The sequence below is a fragment of the Rhizobium indigoferae genome (assembly GCF_034554815.1).
GTDB classification, from domain to species: Bacteria; Pseudomonadota; Alphaproteobacteria; order Rhizobiales; family Rhizobiaceae; genus Rhizobium; species Rhizobium leguminosarum.
In genome coordinates this window covers 332,773-354,685 of the sequence record NZ_CP140637.1, presented here as the reverse complement: position 1 = coordinate 354,685, position 21,913 = coordinate 332,773, and the positions used below count along the sequence as shown (strand labels likewise).

16 protein-coding genes are annotated in these 21,913 nt (G+C 61.9%); 13 read left to right on the top strand and 3 right to left on the bottom strand.

The annotated features are described in order from the left end of the window. The first annotated feature begins 14 nt into the window (after positions 1-14). From U5G49_RS28170 to U5G49_RS28145, 6 genes are all read left to right on the top strand, one after another. Positions 15-1,118 (top strand): ABC transporter substrate-binding protein, encoded by a 1,104-nt coding sequence (locus U5G49_RS28170; protein ID WP_018444811.1) that lies wholly within the window; start codon positions 15-17, stop codon positions 1,116-1,118. A gap of 66 nt (positions 1,119-1,184) precedes the next feature. Next, complete coding sequence (locus U5G49_RS28165) at positions 1,185-2,249, top strand: ABC transporter ATP-binding protein (RefSeq protein WP_193444437.1); 1,065 nt, start codon at positions 1,185-1,187, stop codon at positions 2,247-2,249. 85 nt (positions 2,250-2,334) lie between these two features. Continuing rightward, the gene (locus U5G49_RS28160) at positions 2,335-3,876 is read left to right on the top strand and encodes a hydantoinase/oxoprolinase N-terminal domain-containing protein (RefSeq protein ID WP_193444499.1); all 1,542 of its coding nucleotides are present in this window, start codon (positions 2,335-2,337) and stop codon (positions 3,874-3,876) included. Positions 3,877-3,883: 7 nt separating this feature from the next. Next, positions 3,884-4,972, top strand: coding sequence for a DUF917 domain-containing protein (locus tag U5G49_RS28155; protein ID WP_193444438.1), 1,089 nt, complete (start codon positions 3,884-3,886; stop codon positions 4,970-4,972). A 4-nt stretch (positions 4,973-4,976) separates the two neighbouring features. Then, positions 4,977-6,065 carry a DUF917 domain-containing protein gene (locus U5G49_RS28150; RefSeq protein WP_193444439.1) on the top strand — a complete coding sequence of 363 codons (1,089 nt, stop codon included), beginning with the start codon at positions 4,977-4,979 and terminating at the stop codon, positions 6,063-6,065. Between the two features lie 72 nt (positions 6,066-6,137). Beyond that, positions 6,138-8,885: a LuxR C-terminal-related transcriptional regulator gene (locus U5G49_RS28145; protein ID WP_193444440.1), complete on the top strand. Its 2,748-nt coding sequence runs from the start codon at positions 6,138-6,140 to the stop codon at positions 8,883-8,885. Between the two features lie 143 nt (positions 8,886-9,028). On the opposite strand, the gene U5G49_RS28140 is transcribed toward U5G49_RS28145, so the two are convergent. Further along, a complete protein-coding gene (locus U5G49_RS28140) occupies positions 9,029-10,261 on the bottom strand; it encodes a flavin monoamine oxidase family protein (RefSeq protein WP_193444441.1) in 1,233 nt (410 codons plus the stop codon). Positions 10,262-10,361: 100 nt separating this feature from the next. Here U5G49_RS28140 and U5G49_RS28135 point away from each other — a divergent pair, with 100 nt between their 5' ends. Continuing rightward, positions 10,362-11,903 (top strand): cation:proton antiporter, encoded by a 1,542-nt coding sequence (locus tag U5G49_RS28135; RefSeq protein ID WP_193444442.1) that lies wholly within the window; start codon positions 10,362-10,364, stop codon positions 11,901-11,903. 65 nt (positions 11,904-11,968) lie between these two features. Here the strand turns inward: U5G49_RS28135 and U5G49_RS28130 are convergent, their stop codons facing one another. After that, a complete protein-coding gene (locus tag U5G49_RS28130) occupies positions 11,969-13,027 on the bottom strand; it encodes a LacI family DNA-binding transcriptional regulator (RefSeq protein ID WP_193444443.1) in 1,059 nt (352 codons plus the stop codon). Positions 13,028-13,272: 245 nt separating this feature from the next. Here U5G49_RS28130 and U5G49_RS28125 point away from each other — a divergent pair, with 245 nt between their 5' ends. The 6 genes from U5G49_RS28125 (at position 13,273) to fba (ending at position 20,146) form a co-directional block, all read left to right on the top strand. After that, the gene (locus tag U5G49_RS28125) at positions 13,273-14,256 is read left to right on the top strand and encodes an autoinducer 2 ABC transporter substrate-binding protein (RefSeq protein ID WP_018516620.1); all 984 of its coding nucleotides are present in this window, start codon (positions 13,273-13,275) and stop codon (positions 14,254-14,256) included. Between the two features lie 125 nt (positions 14,257-14,381). Beyond that, positions 14,382-15,896: a sugar ABC transporter ATP-binding protein gene (locus U5G49_RS28120; protein ID WP_193444444.1), complete on the top strand. Its 1,515-nt coding sequence runs from the start codon at positions 14,382-14,384 to the stop codon at positions 15,894-15,896. Further along, a complete protein-coding gene (locus U5G49_RS28115; RefSeq protein WP_193444445.1) occupies positions 15,889-16,917 on the top strand; it encodes an ABC transporter permease in 1,029 nt (342 codons plus the stop codon). The genes U5G49_RS28120 and U5G49_RS28115 overlap by 8 nt, the downstream gene beginning before the upstream one ends. Then, complete coding sequence (locus tag U5G49_RS28110) at positions 16,917-17,903, top strand: ABC transporter permease (protein ID WP_193444446.1); 987 nt, start codon at positions 16,917-16,919, stop codon at positions 17,901-17,903. Before U5G49_RS28115 ends, U5G49_RS28110 begins: the two co-directional genes overlap by 1 nt. An 11-nt stretch (positions 17,904-17,914) precedes the next feature. Continuing rightward, positions 17,915-18,763 carry a sugar phosphate isomerase/epimerase family protein gene (locus U5G49_RS28105; protein WP_193444447.1) on the top strand — a complete coding sequence of 283 codons (849 nt, stop codon included), beginning with the start codon at positions 17,915-17,917 and terminating at the stop codon, positions 18,761-18,763. 306 nt (positions 18,764-19,069) lie between these two features. Then, positions 19,070-20,146, top strand: a complete 1,077-nt coding sequence (gene fba, locus U5G49_RS28100; protein ID WP_193444448.1) for a class II fructose-bisphosphate aldolase — start codon at positions 19,070-19,072, stop codon at positions 20,144-20,146. Positions 20,147-20,153: 7 nt separating this feature from the next. Here the strand turns inward: fba and U5G49_RS28095 are convergent, their stop codons facing one another. Further along, positions 20,154-21,896: a glycerol-3-phosphate dehydrogenase/oxidase gene (locus U5G49_RS28095; protein WP_193444449.1), complete on the bottom strand. Its 1,743-nt coding sequence runs from the start codon at positions 21,894-21,896 to the stop codon at positions 20,154-20,156. Positions 21,897-21,913: the final 17 nt, after the last annotated feature.

The window sequence follows — 21,913 nt, the reverse complement described above, 5'->3', positions numbered from 1 at the left end:
AAAAGGGGAACTTCATGACTGAGAAAACGACAGGGCATACCCGCCGCACGATCCTGAAGATGGGCGTCGCTGCCACAACACTGCCCCTGTTCAACATCAATCACGCCTGGTCGCAGGATGTTGTCTTCGACGGCAAGGTCTTCGATGCCGGCGGCGCCGTGCTGCGCGTCGGCGAATGGGGCGGCCCCTGGGGTGAACTGGTCAACAAATACCTGCTGACCGACTTCCAGAAGGAGTTCAACTGCAAGATCGAATACGACTCGACCTGGCCCTGGTTCCCAAAATTCGTCGCCGGCGGCGCCGAGAAGCCGCCGCTCGACATTACCAACTGGAACTTGCCGGAGATGTTCAAGACGGCAAAGGCCGGCGATTTCTTCCTAAAACTCGACGAACTGCTGCCGAACGTGCCGAACGCCAAGAACCTGTGGCCCTTCGCCACCGCCAATGGCGTCGGCGTCACCTGGGCCTTCAACCAGTATGGTTATGCCTACCGCACCGATCTGGTTTCGCCGCCGCCCTCGTCGTTCAAGGATCTCTGGAAGCCGGAATTCGCGGGCAAGCGCGGCACCTACATCACGTCAAACACCTTGCAGATGGACTTCTTCCTCGTCGCCTGCGGTATCTTCGGCAAGGATCAGTACGATCTTGATGCCGGCTACGAGGCGATGAAGGCGCTGATGCCGGCCAAGATCTCCGATTTCACCGGCAACATGCAAACGCTGATGGACCGCGGCGAAGTGGTGGTCGCCGTGCTCGACGATGCCGAGCCGATGCAGGCCCGCGACAAGGGCGCGCCTTTCGCCTTCTGGTACTGGACCGAACAGCAGCCGATCCTGACGCAGACCTATACGATCAGCCGTTATGCCGAGCCGGTGCAAAAGAAGCTCGCTTTTGCGCTTCTTGACCGCGCCCTCGATCCGACCTTCATCGGCAATATGGGCAAGGAATTCTACCTGCGCCCGACGGTCAGCAACGCCGTCCTGCCCGACAATCTCGCCAAGGCCGGCGTCGTCAACAGCGCCGACGCCATCAAGGGCTTCTGGGTGCCGGACTGGAATTCCTACCTCGAAAACGAAGACGACATCGTCGAAACGGTCAACGGCATTTTCGCCAGTTGATGCCGCCGCGACGGGCGGTTCCGCGCCGCCCGTCGCACATCTTCATAACAGGAGAGCCTTCGCCGCATGTCCGATATCCATCTGAAAAAGCTCGCTAAATCCTACGGCGATAGCGTCGCGGTCGCCGGCATCGACCTGCACATCGCCGAAGGAGAGTTCTTTTCCCTTCTCGGCCCATCGGGATGCGGAAAATCGACGACGCTCCGGATGATTGCCGGCTTCGTGCCGCCGAGCGGCGGCGAGATTCTCATCGGCCGCGACGACGTGACGAGATTGCCGCCGGAGAAACGCGACATCGGCATCGTGTTCCAGAACTACGCGATCTTCCCCCACATGAACGTTGCCGACAATATCGCCTTCGGCCTGAAGCTCCGGAAGCTGCCGAAGGAGGAGATCCGCAAGCGCGTCACCGCCGCGCTGCGCCAGGTCGGGCTTTCCGGATATGAGGAGCGTTTCCAGCGCCAGCTTTCGGGTGGCGAGCAGCAGCGTGTCGCCCTTGCCCGCGTGCTGGTGACGGAGCCCCGCATCCTCCTTCTCGACGAGCCGCTGTCGGCACTCGACAAGAGCCTCAGGGAGGAAATGAAATACTGGATCAAGGATCTACAGAAGAAGCTCGGCATCACCACCGTCTATGTGACCCACGACCAGGACGAGGCCTTGACGATGTCCGACCGCATCGGCGTCATGCAGAAGGCGCACATCGTCCAGGTCGGGACGCCCGAGGAAATCTACGAACGGCCGAAGACGCTGTTTGTCACCACCTTCATTGGTCATTCGAACGTGATCGACGTCACCGTCGGCGCCAATGACGGGCAAGGCATGACCGTGCTGCTGGAGGGAACCGTGTTGCCGACGCGGGGTCCCGAAGGCCTGGCCGCCGGGCAGGCGGCAAAGCTAGTAGTTCGCCCCGAGAACGTCATCATCGGTCCCGACAACTCATCCTGCGTCAGCCTTCCCGCGACGGTCGTCAGCGAAACCTATCAAGGCGCGCTGGTGCGCTACCGGCTGGCAGTCGGCTCGCAGGAGATCGTCGCCGAGCGCCAGAACCAGTCCCGCACCGAACGATTTTCCCCCGGCGCCGCAGTCACGGTCGGCTGGGACCCCGACCGATCCGAGGCACTCGTCGCCTGAAGCAACACGGAAACAGCGATCATTGCCAGCGCCGGAGCCATCCGCTCCGGTGCCAACGGCCAGGCATATTCTCACGGAGGTCATGATGCGTATTGGAATAGATGTGGGCGGCACGAATACCGATGCTGCTATGATGGACGGCCCGCTGGTACTCGGCGCGTGCAAGAGCCCGACGACCAGCGATGTCGGCTCCGGCATTGTCGCCGTGTTGAAGCAGGTGCTGTCGATGACCGGCGTCTCGGTCTCGGAAATCCAGGCGGTGATGATCGGCACGACGCATTTCACCAATGCTGTCGTCGAGCGCAAGCGGCTGCTCGAAGTCGCCGCTATCCGGCTCGGCCTGCCGGCGACCAAGGCGCTGCCGCCGATGACCGATTGGCCGAAGGATTTGGCCGACACACTCGGCCGCCACACTTTCATGGTGCGTGGCGGCAACGAATTCGACGGCCGCAAGATCGCGCCGCTCGATGAGCCCGAGATCCTGCGCATCGCCGGTGAGATCCGCAGCCGCGGGCTCAAGGCAGCCTCGATCACCTCGGTGTTTTCGCCGGTGACACCTGATATGGAACTGCGGGCCGCCGAGATTCTCGGCAACGAGATCCCCGGCCTGTCGATATCGCTCAGCCACGAAGTCGGCCGGGTCGGTTTCCTCGAACGCGAAAACGCGTCGGTGATGAATGCGTCGCTCGCCGACCTGTCGCGCAAAGTCGTCAACTCCTTCCGTAACGCCCTGAAGGAACTGGCGATCAATGCGCCCTTCTATATCAGCCAGAACGACGGGACACTGATGGTGCCTGATTACGTCGAGCGTTATCCGGTGCTGACATTCGCCTCCGGCCCGACCAATTCCATGCGGGGCGCCGCGATGCTTGCCGGCGAGAAGGAGGCGATGGTCGTCGATATCGGCGGGACCACGTCGGATGTCGGCATGCTGATGCAGGGCTTCCCGCGCGAATCCGCTGTCGCCGTCGATATCGGCGGGGTCAGAACCAATTTCCGCATGCCCGACGTGCTCGCGATCGGTCTCGGCGGCGGCTCGATCGTGCGCGACGACGGTGCCCGCATTGGCCCGGATTCGGTCGGCTACGAAATCACCTCCCGCGCCCTGATCTTCGGCGGCGATACCCTGACCACGACGGACATCATCGTCGCGGCCGGCCTCGAGGATATCGGCGACCGTTCTCGCGTCGCTCATATCCCGGCAAGGACGATTAAGACGGCGCTCGATACCATCCACCGCATGGCCGACGAGGCGGTCGACCGGATGAAGACGAGCGCCGAGCCCCTGCCCGTCATCCTGGTCGGTGGTGGTTCGATCCTGATCTCGCGCGACCTGCCCTCCGCATCCCGCGTCATCCGTCCTGAGAACGCCTCCGTTGCCAACGCCATCGGCGCTGCGATCGCGCAGGTCGGCGGCGAGGTCGACCGCATCTTCTCGCTCGAAGGTACCTCTCGCGACATCGTGCTCGGTGGCGCCAAGAAGGAAGCCGAGGAGCGCGCCGTGAAGGCGGGTGCAGAGGCCGGAACGGTCAAGATCATGGATATCGAGGAGGTGCCGCTCGCCTATCTGCCGGGCAGCGCGACGCGCATCCGCGTCAAAGCTATCGGCGATCTCGTGATCGGATGAGGACCCTATGAAACTCAACTGTCAACAACTCTGCGACCTTGCCGTCGGCGCGGCATTCCTCGGGACCGGAGGTGGCGGCGATCCCTATGTCGGCCGGCTGATGGTGCAGCAATGCCTTGACGAAGGGCTGGAGGTGAACATCATCGATCCCAGCGAATTGGCGGACGACATGCTGGTCATTCCGACCGCCATGATGGGTGCGCCGACCGTGCTGGTCGAGAAGATCCCGAGCGGCGAGGAGGCGATGTTTTCGCTACAGCGGCTCGAACGCCATCTCGGCCGCAAGGCGCAGGCGACCATGCCGATCGAGATCGGCGGCATCAACTCGACAATCCCGCTTGTCGTCGGCGCCCGCCTCGGCCTGCCCGTGGTCGACGGTGACGGCATGGGCCGCGCCTTTCCCTTTCTCGAAATGGAAACCTTCGGCGTCTACGGCGTCTCCGGCAGCCCGATGGCCGTCAGCGACGAATATGGTGATTGTGCCATCATCGAGGCGGTCGATAACCGCCAGATGGAATGGCTTTCGCGCGCCGTCGCCATCCGGATGGGCGGCTGCGCCTATATCGCCGAATATGCAATGTCGGGCGCCGACGTCAAACGCACCGCCATTCCGAACACGCTGAGCCTCGCCATCCGCATCGGCGAAGTCCTGCGCAACGCCAAAAGCTCGCACGAGAATCCGATCGAGGCGCTGCTCGGATTTCTGCCTTCGACGCTCTACCGCTACGGGCGCATCATCTTCGGCGGCAAAATTACCGATGTCATGCGCGAGACCAAGGCCGGATTTTCGATCGGCCGCGTTACGATCGGCGGGCTGCCGCCCTTCGGTTCGACGATGGAGATCGAGATCCAGAACGAGAACCTGATCGCCCGCGTTGACGGCAAGGTGAAGGCGATCGTGCCCGATCTCATCTGCATCATGAACACCGAAACGGCCGAACCCATCACCAGCGAAAACCTTCGCTACGGACAGCGCGTCACCGTGCTTGCCGTCTCCGTTCCCGAAATCATGCGGACACCGGAGGCGCTCGATGTCTTTGGCCCTGCCTGCTTCGGACTGAAGGAACCCTTCACTTCCATCGAAGAGATCGGCTGAACACATGGCAATCATCACCAACGAGGATATCGACGATCTGGCGGTCGGCGCAGCCCTTCTCGGCACCGGCGGCGGCGGCGATCCCTATATCGGCAAACTCATGGCAAAGGCGGCGATCGAACGCCACGGCCCGGTCGATCTCCTGGCGCTCGATGACGTGCCTGACGGCATCGAGGTCGCCGCCTGCGGCGCGATGGGAGCGCCGACGATCCTGATCGAGAAGATGCCGAGTGGCGAAGAGATTGGACTTGCACTCAGGGCTTACGAGAAACGTGTCGGCAAGGCGATGGGGGCGATCATCCCCTTTGAGGCCGGCGGCATCAACTCGATGGTGCCGATCATGCTGGCGGCGGAATGCCGGCTCCCGGTCATCGACGCGGACGGCATGGGCCGCGCCTTTCCGCAGCTCGAAATGGAGACCTTCAACGTCTATGGCGTGCCTGCCGCACCGCTGACCGTCGCCGACGAGCAGGGAAACGTCGTCATCATCGAGACGGAAAGTGCGGCCAAGGCCGAATGGCTCGCTCGCGGCGTTACGATCCGAATGGGCGGCCAGTCCTATCTCGTCAATTACGGCATGGATGGCCGCACGACCCGTCGCGTATCCGTTCCCGGAACGATGTCGCTTGCCATCGGCATCGGACGTACCATCCGGCTGGCGCTTGCCGCGCATCGCGATCCGCTCGCCGACCTGATCGAATTCTTCTCCGGAACGCATTACGAGACCGCGCGCCTTCTGGCCTCGGGAAAGGTGGTCGACGTCTCGCGGCGCGAGCAGAACGGCTGGTCCGTCGGCGTCGTGACGATCGAACCTTTCGACACAAGCCGCAGGCCGGTGCGCATCCAGATCCAGAACGAGAATCTGGTGGCCGAGGAAGATGGCAGGGTGCTGGCGATCGTGCCGGATCTTATCTGCATCCTCGAAGCCGATACTGCCGAACCGATAACCACCGAACGCCTGCGTTATGGCCAGCGGGTCAACGTGCTTGGCGTCAAGGTGCCGCCGATCATGCGCACACCGGAGGCATTGGACGTCTTCGGTCCCGCTGCCTTCGGCCTGGCGCAGAATTACGCACCGCTCGAGGCTGGTTAGATCTGCGCTGGCACGGGATATGCTTCTTAAAGCTCGCAAGTCAGGATGATCGAATGAGCGAGGCGTTTTTGGATGCATCACAGTCGTTCCGAAGGCAAAACTGCAACCCGCCCCGGCGGGCGTGAACCGAAGACGCTAGGTTCCCGGTTTCGCCCACCGCGCATGTTGTTCACGGCCATCGACCGTCCCTTTCCCCTTTCTAAGATCCGCGACGGTCTGGCGCGCCAGATCGTCGTCGTCCATGCACCGTCTGGCTTCGGCAAGACGGCGCTGCTCAAGGCAGGATATGAGGCGGTTACTTCCGGCTCCGATTATTTTCAGTCGCTATTCGATGGCGGCGTCGGTCATTGCGGCTGGATCACGCTCGGTCCCTCGCATGGCCGACCTGCCGAACTGCTAGCTGATCTTTGCCTGGCGCTCGGCATCCACACCCCACGGCCTCCCGCCTCTCTGAGGGACCTGTTCGACATCGTCGCCGACCGGGAAAGCGGCGCGATCCTGTTCATCGACGAGCTCGATATTGCTTCCTCACCCGACGTGCAGGCTTTCCTCGACGGATTTTTCTTAGGTGCCCCCGACAATCTGAGGATTGTCTGCGCATCGCAGCAGAAACTGCCGCTGCCGCTCGCCCGCCTCAGGGTGCGCGGTCTTGTCACGGAGATCAACGCCGTCGACCTCGCCTTCAGCCGCAACGAGATCCGCAGCCTGTTTCCCCGCACCATCAATACTGGCGATGTCGCAAACTTCGTACGCGCCACCCGTGGATGGCCGGCCTTGACGCAGATCGCGCTCGGCGTGATGGAGAGCGGCGGTATAGACGAGCGCAACAGGCTGCTGGCCGGCGAACATCCCGATCTCTTCCGCCATATCGACGAAGCGATCCTGCGTCCGCTGTCGCCGGCGCTTCGCCGAACGCTATGCGTCACGTCGATCCTGGAGGAATTCCCGCTGGAGCTGGCAAGCCATCTCTCCGGCACCGATCTGCAGGCAGATGACCTTCGGCTGCTCGAGGATATGAGCCCGCTGATCGAAAAGAGTCAGATGGGTGCGGCCTGGTACAGGCTTCATCCGATCGTGCGGAAGTGCCTGACGACCGAGCTTGCCGGTGATCCCCAGACCGACGAGGCAACGCTTCACTCCATCGCGGCGATCTGGTTTGCCGAGCGCGGGTTCCTGGAAAGGGCGGTTTCGCATGCGGCGCGCGCCGGCAACTTTTCGCTCGCCGCACAGACGATCCGGCAGGCCGGCGGCGTCAATCTCTTCATCCGCGCCGGCCACACAGTGCTCGAACATCTGATCGACGACCTGCCTGCCGGCGTCATTCACGAATCTCCGAGCCTGTCATTGTGCTACGTGCTGGTCCTCGCGAAAAAGGGGCACATCAAGGCGGCGCGCGAGCGGATGGAAGCGATCAAGCAAGGCCGGGCCTTGCATGGCGATGAGTTCCTGACGATCGAGGCATCGACACTCGATCACATCGACGGGCTGGTCGATATCTATGAGGATCTTCATCTCGACGATGCGCAGATCTTGCATCTCGAACGAATGGCGTCAGGTTTCTCGCCGCAATCGACCTGGGAGCTCGGCTGGATCTACAACCATCTGTGCATCGCCTATACCAGGCGCGGCAATCTCGACCTTGCCCGGCTGAGTGCCTTGAAGGCATTGGCCTATTATCGCGAGGAAAAGACGGCCTATGCCCAGATCTTCATGCTCATCCATCTGGGGCTGGTCAATACCCTGGCCGGCAACTTCTCGGCGGCGCTGACTTTCTGCCGGGAGGCGCAGGACCTGATCCAAAGCGCGCAGTGGACCGACATCAATCTCGAAGCGATCTGCCGTGTCGCGACGGCGGATGTTCTCTACCTCCAGGGCGAGATGGCTCTGGTCGAGAAGAGCCTTGGCGAGGCGGTCAATGCCGTCGTCCAGGGCGAAGGTTGGGTCGATATCTATTCCCGGATGTTTTCGCTGCTGGCCCGCAGTCGGCTGCGGTTGAGCGGTCTCGATCTGGCAATGGCAGCGATCGACAAGGCGGAAGAGGTCGCCGTCGAACGCGCGCTGCCGCGCCTGAAGATTGCGGCCGACATCATGCGAGTCGATATCTTCTCGAAGACCGGCCTGATTGAATCGGCGGTGCTTCTCGTCGAGCGGCTGGTTTCATCGTTGCGCGATCCTGAACTCGGGCACTTCTGGACCTGGCGCGAGGAAAACGATTTCCTCGTCGCGCAAGCGCGCCTTCTCAAAGCTCAGGGACGTCCAGGCGAAGGGCTCGCCAATCTGGAGATCGTGATGGCGCGAAGCCGCGCGAACGGCAGCGGTTATCACCTGCTGGCGGCGGAAATTCTGGCAACAGTTGCCGCCTGGAACGACGGCCGGCATGCCCAGGCACTCGAATATTTCCAGTTTGCGATCGCGCGTGCTCGCTCGCACGAGGTAACCCAGCTTTTCGAGGACGAGGGGCTAGAATTCTCCACGGTCGTGCGGGCGATCGTGCGGCGTTTCGGCCTGAAGGTCTTCAGTGCCGATGCCGTCGACTTCATCGGTCGTATAATTGGCCAGGGTGAAAGAAGCGTCTTCGGCAAACCGGCCGATAACGGCCGCCGGATCAAGGGTCCTCTTGGCGGCAAAAGTCTTCTCAGCCAACGCGAGCAACAGGTCCTGCTCTGCCTACATGAAGGCAAGAGCAACAAGGAAATCGCACGCGCGCTCGGGCTTTCCGAGCCTACGGTGAAATTCCACCTCAAGAACGTGTTTTCCAAACTGGGGGTCAGTCGCCGGGCAATGGCCCTGGCAGTTTCGGCTAAATTGAACCTTAAATAGCACGACGAAATGCCGGCACTGTCAGCATAAACGATCTATAATTCACATAAGACAATCCGAACCGGGCAATCGTGAAATTCTGCCAGCTGGTAATGGTCGGCCAGGGGTATCGGTGCGTTGAGGGTCATAAGATGCACCCTGCTTTATAATGAGCGTGTTAGAACAGCCGCAGCCTGGTCGGCGGCCCGCAACCCGCTTTCCCATGCGCCATGCGCGGTCGAAAAGTCGGACTGGTGCGTCGCCTCGCCGGCGAAAAACAGCCGGTCGCCGACCGGGCGCGCCAGGACTGCGCGTGCGCCCGCATGGCCGGGCAGTGCATGACTGTAGGAGCCGCCTATCCAATCGGTACGACACCAGGAAGAGGCCGTGAGGGGCCGCAGATGGCGGCGAATGTTACTGCCGAGCAGCGATGACAGCTGGTCGAGTGCGAAGGCAAATGCGTCCACCAAACCCGCGCGTTCGATGACGACAGCGCCGTTTCCGCCAAAGAAGCCTTCGATGATTGGCCGGCCGAGCGGCCGGATATAATAGCTGCCGGTCTCGGCATTTTGCGGGTCGCCGAGCAGATGGGTTTCCGGCGCCAGACCATGATTGCCATGGAGTTCCAAAAACAGCTTGTCTGCGAGGCCAAGCGGTAGCTGACTTGCGGCATGGAGGTGATCGTCGGCCTCCGGGTCGAAGATAATGGCTCCGCGGGCCAGAACGGTGGTCGATGACGTGATGATCGCGGCACCTGATGTGGCCGGACCGCGGTCGGTCTCCAGCAGGACGCCACTCGCGGTCAATGTCACGCGTCGAACAGGGGCCGAAAGGCGCAAGGCTACGTTCGGAACGGCCGCGCTGATCAGACTCCCATAGCCTTCACGCACCCGCCAATTGGCATCGGTCGCCGCGTTGTCATAGGCAAGAAAGTCAGCGCCTGACAGCCGATCGAGCGGTGCGCCGTTCATATATCCGCTGAGGGACTGGCAGTAGGCGTTCCATTTGCCGCCGGGCTCCAGTGCGTCCGACGCCCTGTCGCTGGCGGGTGGATTTGCCCGCATCCGCTCTTCAAGCGCGTTCCATGCGGCCGCCGCAGCCGCGCGCTCATCCTGCGTGAAGCCGAGATCGCGCCACTGGCTTTGCCACGCCGTCGGTCCGCGCTCGATATTGAACCCGGCCTCACGGCCGATGGCGACGAGAGGATTGCGCTCGGCAGAGTGCAGCCAGCCGCAACCCATATCCAGTGGCATTCCCGCCAGTTCGATTGTCCAGGCTCGTCCGCCCACGCGGTTGCTGGCCTCCAGCATGATGACCGAGCGCCCGGCATCGGCCAGCCTCTTTGCTGCTGCAATGCCGGCTGCGCCAGCCCCGACAATCGCAACCTCGTAGTCCATCGTCGCCCTCCGCCGCTGCGTCATCAGCTTGACACGACACAAGCTTTACATCGGGGTTGCACCCGCTTCAATGTGCCCGAAAGCCTGCTAGTATGCTGACATGACGTTCTTCGAAACACTTGTTGCATTGCTGGCGGTTGCCATCCTGCTGCTGCAGGTCACGCGTCGCATGCGCCTGCCCTACCCCGGCATTCTGGCTGCCGCCGGCGTCGCCGTGGCGATGTTGCCAGGCGCGCCGACGATTCCGATCGATCCTCCGACGGCGCTTGCCCTGTTCATTGCGCCCGTCCTTGTCGATTCGGCCTATGACTTCCCGGTGGGGGCGGCGCGGCGCATGCTGCTGCCGCTGTTCTTCTATGCGGTCGTCGCCGTTCTCGTCACGACAGGCGTGGTCGTGTCGATCAGCATGCTGACCGTCGGGCTTCCGATTGCGGTTGCGGTCACACTTGGCGCAATTGTTTCGCCGCCCGATGCCGCAGCCGCCACGGCAGTCCTTTCCAATTTGCCCGTCGCCCGGCGTGTAGATGCCCTGCTCAAGGGAGAAAGCCTGTTCAACGACGCGACCGCACTTCTGCTTTTCGGCGCCGCGCTGACTGTCCAGGCGCGTGGTGGGCTGGATGCCGGAACGGCACTTCAGGTGGGGATCGCCGCACCTGGAGGGATCCTGTTCGGCATCGTCTTCGGCTTTTTTGTCTCGCGGCTTCGGCCGATAACCGAGAACACGGTCGGCGGGACCCTGCTTCAATTCGTCTACGCTTTTTCAACATGGCTGATCGCCGAACATCTGCATCTGTCGGCTGTCCTTGCCACAGTGGCGAGCGCGATGACGCTCGCCACGCTCTCTTCGGTCAGGGATTCACCGCGGATGCGGGTACATTCCTTCGCCGTCTGGACGACCGTCGTCTTCCTGCTGAACGTGGTGGCTTTCCTGCTGATGGGCCTGCAGGCGCGCCGCATCCTTGAGGCGATGTCGGCTGAAGAGCTTCAGCGCGCGATGGGATTTGCCGTCATCGTGGTTGTAGGCGTCATCCTGGCGCGCATGGCGATGGCTTTCCTGCTTCACGCCGTCGTTGGGTCTCGTCACCGAAGCGGCCATGAATTGGCGCCTTTCACATCCGGGGAGACCTTCCTGGTGGGTTGGGCCGGTATGCGTGGCCTCGTTACGCTGGCGACGGCCTTTGCGCTCCCCGCCGACTTTCCCGAGCGAGACCTGGTCGTGCTCACAGCCTTCGCGGTGGTGCTCGCAACCCTGGTTATTCAAGGGGCGACCTTGGCTCCGATGATCCATCTCCTGAAACTCGGTCGGCAGGCAGAAGTCCGTGATGAACTCAAGGTGGCCCGAAGATCGCTCGCCGAAGCGGCCTTTCAGCGGCTTGAGAAGGAAGTCGGCACTGAGGCCGAAGCGATCCGGACGATCTGCAGGGACCATTGGACCGCGTCAACCGAGGCAAACAAGGCTTCGGCGCTCGATCGGCGCCGCGACCTGACGATCGCCGCCGTTCTCGCCCAGCGCCAGCGCCTGGAGGAATTGCGCGACACAGATCAGATCGGCGCGACGCAATATCTCGAGCTGCAGGAGGACCTGGACTGGAAGCAGCTCTCCGTCGGCTCGGATGAGGATCGCCGCATCACAGAAAGCTAGAGCCGATAAGGCATCACACAGATTGCTGCTCCGTCAGCCCAGCCTCTCAAACGAGGCGGGACGCATCACTCGATATCCTTCAGCGCATCGAGTGGGCCGGTCAGCGCCGTGCGTGGTGGGACGAGTGTCGGCCGCACCAGATGCGTGATTGGCGGGCCGCGGTCCGCATCGAGGATCGCAAACCCCTGGGTGATCATCGCCTCGCTGTCCTGCCGGATCATGAAGACGGGGAACGGCAGGAAGGAGCCAAAGGGATCGTAGTCGTAGCAGCCGACGATGATGTCGGCGAAGGTTTCATGCGGGTGCAGTGCGAGGAAGCGCATCAGCCCTTCGAGATTGATCGAGGAATTGACGAAAAATGTGCGCGGCAGCTTTCCGTGGCCTTCGTAGAAGGCTTCAAAGGCACGCGCCGTCATGGCTGGGGAATAACCGGTCGGCTGGATGCAGACATCCGGATCCGCGCCCAGAAGTGCGCGCTTTACGTCGCGGAAACCGCGAATTCGCTCGTGGCTGGCATGGTCGTTGCGACCGCCGAACAGGTACAGATCGTCAGGTGAAAGCGGGCCATCCTCCTGCGCGCGCTGGATGATCGCCTGCGTCAGCATGCGCGCACCTTCATAATTGTCGCTGATGATCGACGGCGCCAGCGTACCGGGCAGATCGATGTTGACGTGCTTCAGCCCTGCCTTTTCGCAGACCTTGTGTACACCATCCGGATCGGTTGCGCCGGCGATGAAAAGTTCGTCGATCGAATAGGAGATCAGTGTCTCGACGACCTGGCACTCCTCGTCCGGATCGCGACAGGCGCTGACGACGAGGGGGCACTGGCCGCGGCTTCTGACCTGTGCCTCGAATGATTGCGCCATGGAGGAGAAATAGCGGTTGTCGTGCACCGGCAGCAGAAGACCGACGAGGCCGGAGCGGGACGAACGCAGGCCGCGGGCCTGCAGATTTGCCGTATATCCGTGCTCGTTCGCCAGGTTCTGAATGAGTTGGGCCGTCGCCTCCTTGATACGCCTCTTCCGCCAGCTTCCGTTCAGCACGGCGCTTACGGTAGAAGCCGACGCACCCGATAGGATCGAGAGATCGTAGATTGTCGCCTTCTTCTTGCTGATGTCTGCCATATCTCGCCTTTTCCGCTGTCGTTCCCTTAGAAACAAACCCCTCTTGACGAAAGCCCTACCTTGATCGATAGTCATTGCACCATCGATTGTGCAAAAAAGAAAGATCGATTGCGCAAAAATGGTTCGCCGGAGGAGGCGGGATGGGAGGCAAGGGTGTTCCCTCGCCAAGAAGCAACCAGGAACAACCTGCCGCAAAGCGGCCGGTGGTCGTCGTTCGCCATGAGCGACCTTGAGGAGGAGTGAAGATGAGGAGACTTATCGTAGCGGCATTTGCCGCATCGCTGTCGCTTGCCGGGGCGGTGGTCGCGTTTGCGCAGGACGCACCGAAGGTCGGCGTTGTCGTCAAGATCGGCGGCATTCCATGGTTCAATGCGATGGAAGCCGGCATCAAGGAACAGGGCAAGAAATTAGGCGTCGATGCCTTCATGATCGGCCCGACCAGCGCCGACCCGGCGCTGCAGGTGCGCGCCATCGAAGACCTGATCGCCCAGGGTGTCAAGGTCATCGGTGTGGTGCCGAACGATGCCAAGGTGCTCGAGCCCGTGCTCACCAAGGCGCAAGCCGCCGGCATCAAGGTCATTACGCATGAATCGCCCTCGCAGAAGGGCGCCGACTGGAATTTCGAACTCGCGTCGTCGACCGGTTTTGGTGAGGCGCATGGCAAGCTGCTCGCCGAAAAGATGGGTGGCAAGGGCGAATATGCCGTCTTCGTCGGCTCGCTGACCGTTCCGCTGCACAATGCCTGGGCGGACGCCGCAATCGCCTATATCAAGGCGAATTATCCGGACATGAAACTCGTCGGCGACCGTTATGGCGTCGCAGAAGATGTCGACAAAAGCCGCTCGACGGCGCTTGATCTCATCGCTGCCCATCCGGATCTGAAAGGCTTCCTCGCCTTCGGCAGCCAGGGCCCGATCGGTGCCGGGCGCGCTGTCGAAGAACGCCGCAAGACGGGCAAAATCTTCGTGCTCGGCCCGTTCTCGCCCGGCCAGGGCCAGAAGCTGATCAAGTCCGACGCGATATCGGGCGGCTTCATGTGGAATCCGAAGCAGGCCGGCGAAGTCTTCGTCACGCTCGCCGATCGCCTGATCAAGGGCGAGAGCATCAAGGAAGGTGATGACATTCCGGGTCTCGGCGTGATCAAGCCTGTTGGTAACGACATCATCGTCGATCAGCTGCTGCCGATCAACAAGGATACGGTCGACGACCTGGCCGCAATGGGCCTCTGAAGAGGCCCCCTCCCCGGGTGTCGGGCCGGTCGATACGGACCGGCCCGGCGTTCGGGAAAAGAGCGATACCCGGCCATGGCTGGACCATTGACCTTTCATGGCATTCGACTGGACAGGCAACCGGCATGAGCATGGCAACGGATGATGGTGTGGAGGCCCAGCCGCTTCTTTCACTTCGCGGCATCAACATGACATTCGGCGGTGTGAAGGCGCTGAAAAACGTCTCCTTCGAAGTCCTGCCCGGCGAGGTGCATTGCTTGGCCGGCGAGAATGGTTCCGGCAAGAGCACCCTTATCAAGGTGATATCAGGCGTCTATCGGCCTGCAGACGGCGCCGAGTTCGTCTTCGACGGTGAGACGATATCCCACATGACGCCTGGCATGGCCCAGTCCCGCGGCATCCAGATCATCTGGCAGGACCTCGCGCTCTTTCCGGAAATGAGCGTGGCCGAAAACATCGCCTTCCAGACCCTTTCCGGTTCGCGCCCGCGCTTCGTCAATTATGCCGCGATCCGCGGAACAGCCGAGGAGGCACTCGCCCGGCTCGGCATCACCCTCGACGTCGACAGGCCTCTCAAGGACTTCGCCATCGCGCAGCGTCAGATCGTCGCCATCGCCCGCGCGCTGGTTGGAGAGGCCCGCATCGTCTTCATGGACGAGCCGACCGCCTCGCTCACCCAGTCTGAGACCGATCATCTGCTGGCGATCGTGCGCACGCTGTCGGCTTCGGGCGTTGCCGTGGTCTTCGTCAGCCATCGCCTTGCGGAAGTGCTGGAAATTTCCTCGCGCATCACGGTGCTGCGCGATGGTGCGCTGGTCGGTGTCTATCCGGTGGAAGGCATGACCCAGTCTAAGATCACCGAGCTGATGACCGGGCGCACCTTCGACCAGAATGTTCGCGCCCGCGACCTATCGCATAACCCGGTCCTGCTTTCTGTCAGCAAGCTTTCCCGGCCTGGCGAGTTCGAGGACATCTCCTTCGATCTGCGCCGCGGCGAGACCCTCGGGATCACCGGCCTGCTCGGCTCCGGGCGCACCGAACTCGCGCTCACGCTGTTCGGCATGCGCCGGCCCGCCGCCGGAACGATCGTGTTGGAGGGAAAGCCGGTGCGCTTTGCCTCCAACCGCGAGGCGATCACATCAGGCGTCGCCTATCTCTCCGAAGACCGCCTTTCGCTCGGTCTCAACCAGCCGCAATCCATCGCCGACAATCTGGTCATGGCCTCCCTCAACCGTATCCTGGGCCGCGGGCTCATCTCGCCGGAAAAGAAGCGCTCGCTGGTCGCGCGCTGGATCGCCGATCTCGGCGTCAGGATCGGCAAGCAGGACGATGCGATCTCGACGCTTTCGGGCGGCAACCAGCAGCGCGTCGCGATCGCCAAATGGCTCGCCACCGATCCCAAGGTGCTGATCCTCGATGCGCCCACGGTCGGCGTCGATGTCGGCGCCCGCGCCGGCATCTTCGAAATCGTTGCACGCCTCGCCGAGGCGGGGCTGGCGATCATCCTGATTTCGGACGAGGTGCCGGAGGTCTATTTTAACGCCGATCGGATCATCCATATGGAAAAGGGCCGCATCGCCGGCTGGCATGATCCGCGCGCGACTACGCTGAAAGACCTGGAGGCGGCGGTCTATGCGTAAGCTGTTCTTGTCCCATACAACTGAATTCGTGCTGTTTGCCGTCATCCTCGCGATGAGCATTGTCCTGGCTTTCATGACCGACCGTTTCTTCACGCTCGGCAATGTCTTCGACCTGCTCAATATCAGCGCGGTCAATATTATCTTTGCCGTTGGCCTGCTCGTGGTGCTGATATCAGGCGGGATCGACATCTCCTTCGCGGTCGCAGCCTCGATCGTGCAATATGTCACTGCACTTGCGCTCGAGAGGATCGGCGGGGGTGGATGGGTATCCGGCTTCCTGATTGCGGCCGGCATCGGCATCGTGCTCGGCGTGATCAACGCCTTCCTGATCCACCGCTTCCGCATCATCTCGATCGTCGCGACGATCGCGACCTTCAACGTCTATTTCGGCTTGCTGATGTTTTTCACCAAGGGGGTGTCGATCTACAATCTGCCCGACTGGCTGACGAGCCGCGTCATCATCTACGAGCGCGAAATGGCCGATGGGAGCTGGGCTGAGATCACCTTGCCGGTTGTGGTCATGGCCGTCTGCACGCTCGCCACATGGTTCTTCATTACCCGCACGACGACCGGCCGACAGCTCTATGCCTTCGGCGACAATCCGGAAGGCGCGCGTCGCTTCGGCATCAATATCGGCGCCGTGCAGTTCATCGCCTTCGGCTGGCTTGGGTTGATGGCAGGCATCGCCGGGCTCATGCAGGCGCATTATGCGCAGGAGGTCGTGCCGAACGCCCTTTATGGCCGCGAACTCGATGTGCTCGCAGCCGTGGTGCTCGGTGGGGCGCGGCTGGGCGGCGGCAAGGGCTCGGTGCTCGGTTGCGTGCTGGGCGTACTGCTCGTCTCGATCACCCAGAACGGCCTCAACCTGATGGGCGTCTCGCCCTTCGCCTTCAAGATGATCGTCGGCGCGATCATCCTCGTTGCGATCACCTTGTCGAGCGCCCGCATCGGCAATCTGGTGCCGGTGTTTGCGACCCGGAAATCGACCGGTGACAGGCCTGCAGACAGGGGAGAGAACTGATGAACGCGCTCGCCGCCCGCTTCAACGCCATCTTCGGGGCCGACATGGCCGGTCCCCTCGCCGCGCTGGCGGCCGTGCTTGTCGTCTTCAGTTTCGCCTCGCCGCATTTCCTGACGGGCGCGACCTTCGGATCGGTCGCCTTTCAGCTTCCCGAGCTGGGCGTTCTGACGCTTGCCATGCTGATGCCGATCCTCACCGGCGGCCTCAACCTTGCGATCACCTTCACCGCCAACATCGCCGGCCTGACGCTCGCCTGGACGCTGCAGGCCAATGGCGGGATCGATGCCGGCCCGGGCGCCTTCCTGATCGGCTCGGCTCAGGCGGTTGCCGTCGGCGCCGCCAGCGGCCTGGTCATGGGCCTGGTCATCGCCTTTACCCGCGCCCATCCGATCCTCGTTTCGCTGTCGATGATGATCTTCCTACGCGGCCTCGGCGAGTTCCTGACGCGCGGCGGCGATATCTCGGGCTTCCCTACCTTCATCGCTCCGATCGGCCACGGCAGCATCCTCGGCATCCCGGTACCTTTGTTGATCCTGATCGCCTGCGTGATCGCCAGCCACATTCTGCTCTCGCGCTCCAAGCTCGGCTTTTCCACCTACATGATCGGCTCCAATATCGAGTCTGCCCGCTATTCCGGCATCAACACCCGCAAGGTTCTGGTGCTGGTCTACATGCTCTCCGGCGTGATGGCTGCGGTTGCCGGCATCATCATGCTTGCGCGCTTCAATTCGGTGCGCGTCGGCCACGGCGAGTCCTATCTGCTGATCACCGTGCTTGCCTGCTTTCTCGGCGGCATCAATCCTTTCGGCGGCTTCGGCCGCGTCCTGCCCGTCTTCGTGGCGCTCATCGTGCTGCAGCTTCTCTCTTCGGGGCTCAACCTGCTCGGCGCCAACCAGCACCTCACCACTGCCGTCTGGGGCATCCTGCTCATCGTCGTGATGGTGCTGCGGTGGTTCTCGGCCAAGTTCATCAGAATCGTGAAATAGGAGATACGATCATGGAAGGTTTCGGCGTTCACACCAGCATGTGGACCATGAACTGGGATCGCGCAGGCGCCGAGAAGGCGATTGCCGGAGCCGTGCACTATAAGATGGATTTCATCGAGATCGCGCTGCTGAACGCGCCTGCCGTCGATGCCAAACATACCCGCGCCCTGCTTGAAAAGAACAAGCTGCGCGCCGTCTGCTCGCTCGGCCTGCCGGAACATGCCTGGGCCTCGGTCCGCCCGGATGCCGCAATCGAGCACCTGAAGGTTGCGATCGAAAAGACCGCAGAAATGGACGCCGAGGCCCTGTCCGGCGTCATCTTCGGCGGCATTGGCGAGCGCACCGGCGTGCCACCGACGCAGGGCGAATACGACAACATCGCCAAGGTGCTCGACGCCGCGGCAAAGCATGCTAGGAAGCACGGCATCCAACTCGGCGTCGAGGCGGTGAACCGCTATGAGAACCACCTGATCAACTCGGCGCAGCAGGCCGTCGACATGGTGGAGCGCGTCGGCGCGGATAACATCTTCGTTCACCTCGACACCTACCACATGAATATTGAGGAAAAGGGTGCGGCAAACGGCATCCTGATCGCCCGCGATCACCTGAAGTACATCCATCTTTCGGAAAGCGACCGCGGCACACCGGGCTACGGCAACATCCCGTGGGATGCGATCTATGCCGCGCTCGCCGCAATCGGCTTCAAGGGCGGACTCGCGATGGAAAGCTTCATCAACATGCCGCCTGAGGTCGCCTATGGCCTGGCCGTCTGGCGCCCCGTTGCACGCGATATGGAAGAGGTCATGGACAAGGGCCTGCCGTTCCTGCGCAATAAGGCGGAACAATACGGTCTCATCTGACCCGGTTTGCCGGATATTCCGAATTCCACTGGTGGCCGACTGCCATCAACGACAAGCCATAACCGCAGCGGCCGCACGGGTGTCTGGCTGAAGAGTTCTTGCCATCGCCGGCAAGGGGCGTGACGCCCGTCTCTTCAGCACAGGCACCGAATTTCATTCGGCTCGTGCATGCGAAATGACTCTTGAGAAATATCATACTGTTTGTGATATTGTTATTGATGCTTGTTACTTTCCTCCCCCTATGCCATTTTGCCTGTTAAAATAAGGCGCTTGAACGGCCCGCGCCCGGGCTCTAGTTTCAAAGAGATGGCGGCGTTTCGATCGACCATCGATATGAGGCAACTGCTCGACCATGCTGCGGAGGAAGGCTACGGCGTTCCCGCTTTCAACATCAACAACATGGAGCAGGCGCTCGCCATCATGGAGGCCGCGGATGCGTGCCAGGCGCCGGTTATCATGCAGGCGTCGCGCGGAGCCCGCGCCTATGCCAATGACATCATGCTGAAGCACATGATGGATGCCGTCGTTGAAATCTATCCGCATATTCCAGTCTGCGTGCATCTCGATCACGGCAACGATCCCTCCAACTGCATGACGGCGATCCAGGCGGGCTTCACCTCGGTAATGATGGATGGTTCACTGAAGGCGGACGCCAAGACGCCCGCCGACTGGGCCTATAATGTCGGCGTCACCAAGATGGTGACTGACATGGCGCATTTCGGCGGCATCTCAGTGGAAGGCGAACTCGGTGTTCTCGGTTCTCTCGAGACCGGCATGGGCGAGGCCGAGGACGGCCACGGCGCCGAGGGCAAGCTTTCGCATGACCAGCTGCTGACCGACCCGGACGAAGCGGTGAAGTTCGTGCGCGAAACCAAGGTCGATGCGCTCGCCATCGCGATGGGCACATCGCATGGCGCCTACAAGTTCACCCGCAAGCCGGACGGTTCGGTACTGGCGATGAACGTCATCGAAGAAATTCACCGCAAGCTTCCGAACACACATCTCGTCATGCATGGCTCGTCCTCGGTCCCGATCGAACTGCAGGAGATCATCAACAAGTATGGCGGCCAGATGAAACCGACATGGGGAGTGCCGGTCGAGGAAATCCAGCGCGGCATCAAGAACGGCGTGCGCAAGGTCAACATCGACACCGACGGCAGAATGGCGATGACCGGCCAGATCCGCCGCGTGCTGCAGGAAGATCCAAGCGAGTTCGATCCGCGCAAATATCTGAAGCCGGCAATGACGGCGCTGACCAAGCTCTGCAAGGAACGCTTCGAACAGTTCGGCACCGCCGGCATGGCCGGCCGCATCACGCCCCTTCCCGTTTCGGAAATGGCGAAGCGTTACAAGTCCGGTTCCCTCGATCCGGCTTTCTCTTGAAACTGGGTTAGCCCGAGGCCGGGCGCGGTGTCTTTTCCGGCTCGGCGGCAACCTTGCCTGTCAGTGCTTGGCCGTGGAAGCGGCCCAGCTGGCTGACAACGTCCTGGATTTCGCTTGCCGTTCGTTCGGCATTCCAATCGAGCGCTGCCCCGGCAACGCCGGCGATTTCCCGCAGGCCTTCCAGCGTCAACCGGCCCTCGATCGCAAGCGTCGTACGACGCATCACGATGTCCGACAGGTGGACGACGATTTCGTTCCGGGCGATCCAGTCGATCTCGCGGAGACTGTAACGCGGCGCACCCGCCAGGCGCTGCTCGTCGGTATAGCCTGAAGGAGAAGAAAGCAGGGCTGCGCCCGTCGTGCCGTAGCGGGCGAGCAGTTCGTCGGCACGCTCGGCGGCAACGCCGCTGCGTGATGCGGTATCCCTGATCCAGGCGCTACGTTGCTGGGCATCAGCCGGAAAGGCCTTGCCGCCGCCGATCGCCAGATAGCGTGTCGACTGGCTGCGGCTGCGCTGCAGCCGGGAGAGAACGGTGTCGGCGACCTCTTCCGCAAAGCCACGGAACGTCGTCCACTTGCCTCCGACCAGCGAAATGATCGGAAACGGTCTGCCGCTCTCTGGCTCCTTCACCGGCGCGGAGTGATCACGGCTGATTAGCCCCGGTGCTGCCGCATCTGACGCCGGCAGCGGGCGGATACCGCTATAGCTGTAAACGATCTGGTCGCGATCGAAGCGGAGCGTCGGCAGCAGCGAACGGACGCTTTCGAGGAAATACTCGGTTTCCGGCTCCTCGCAGCGGACATTGTCCGGATCGTTGGCCGGAATGTCGGTCGAACCGATAAGTGCCAGCCCGAGATAGTCGTAGACCAGGCAGATTCGACCGTCGTCGGCCTCGAAATAGATCATGTGGCCGTTGAGGCTTCGCACCAACTCGGGATGGTCAAGCAGGATATGGGAACCCTTGGTGCCGCCGATCAGGTGCGATGGGGCGCCGAGTAAATTGTTGACGTGATCGATCCAGGGACCTGCCGCATTGACGACCAGTTTGGGAGCAACGGTGACATCGCGACCATCGGGCTGCCGGAAGGTCAAATGCCCCTCTGAAACGGCAGCCAGTGTCGCGAAATTTGCCGCGAGGCTCCGCGCATTCGCATCGAGACCATCGCTCACGAGCTCATAGACGAGTCGCTCCGGCCTGCTGATCTTGGCATCGTAATAGATGCCGCCGGCGACGATGGCGGGGGTGACATGCGGCATTTCCTTGCGCGCCTGTTTCTTCAAGATCAGCCGGTGGCGCGGCATGACCTGGTCGCGTGAACCGAAAAAGTCATAGAGCCGAAGCCCGATCTTGATGAGAACCGCACCACGGCTGCGTGGCGCCGTCTTCGACCCGAAGAGCGTTCTGATCGCTGCCCAGATACCGCGGGTCCAGGAAAAGACCGGAATGAAGGTCGGCAGTGGCTCGACGCAATGCGGCGCGTTCTTGAGCAGGAGGTTGCGCTCAAGCGTCGATTGCGCAACCAGTCCGAACTCACCCGTTTCCAGATATTTCAGGCCGCCGTGAATGAGCCGCGATGGTGCGGCGCTCGTGCCGGAACCAAAGTCGGCCTTGTCGACGATCAGGCAATTGACACCCTGTAGCGAGAGGTCGCGGAACAGGCCGGCGCCGTTGATGCCCGCCCCGATGATCAAAACGTCGATATCGTTCTCGCCGGGATTCGAGAAGCGCTGCTGCAAATCGGGGGTCATGCTCGTCGTCCTAAATT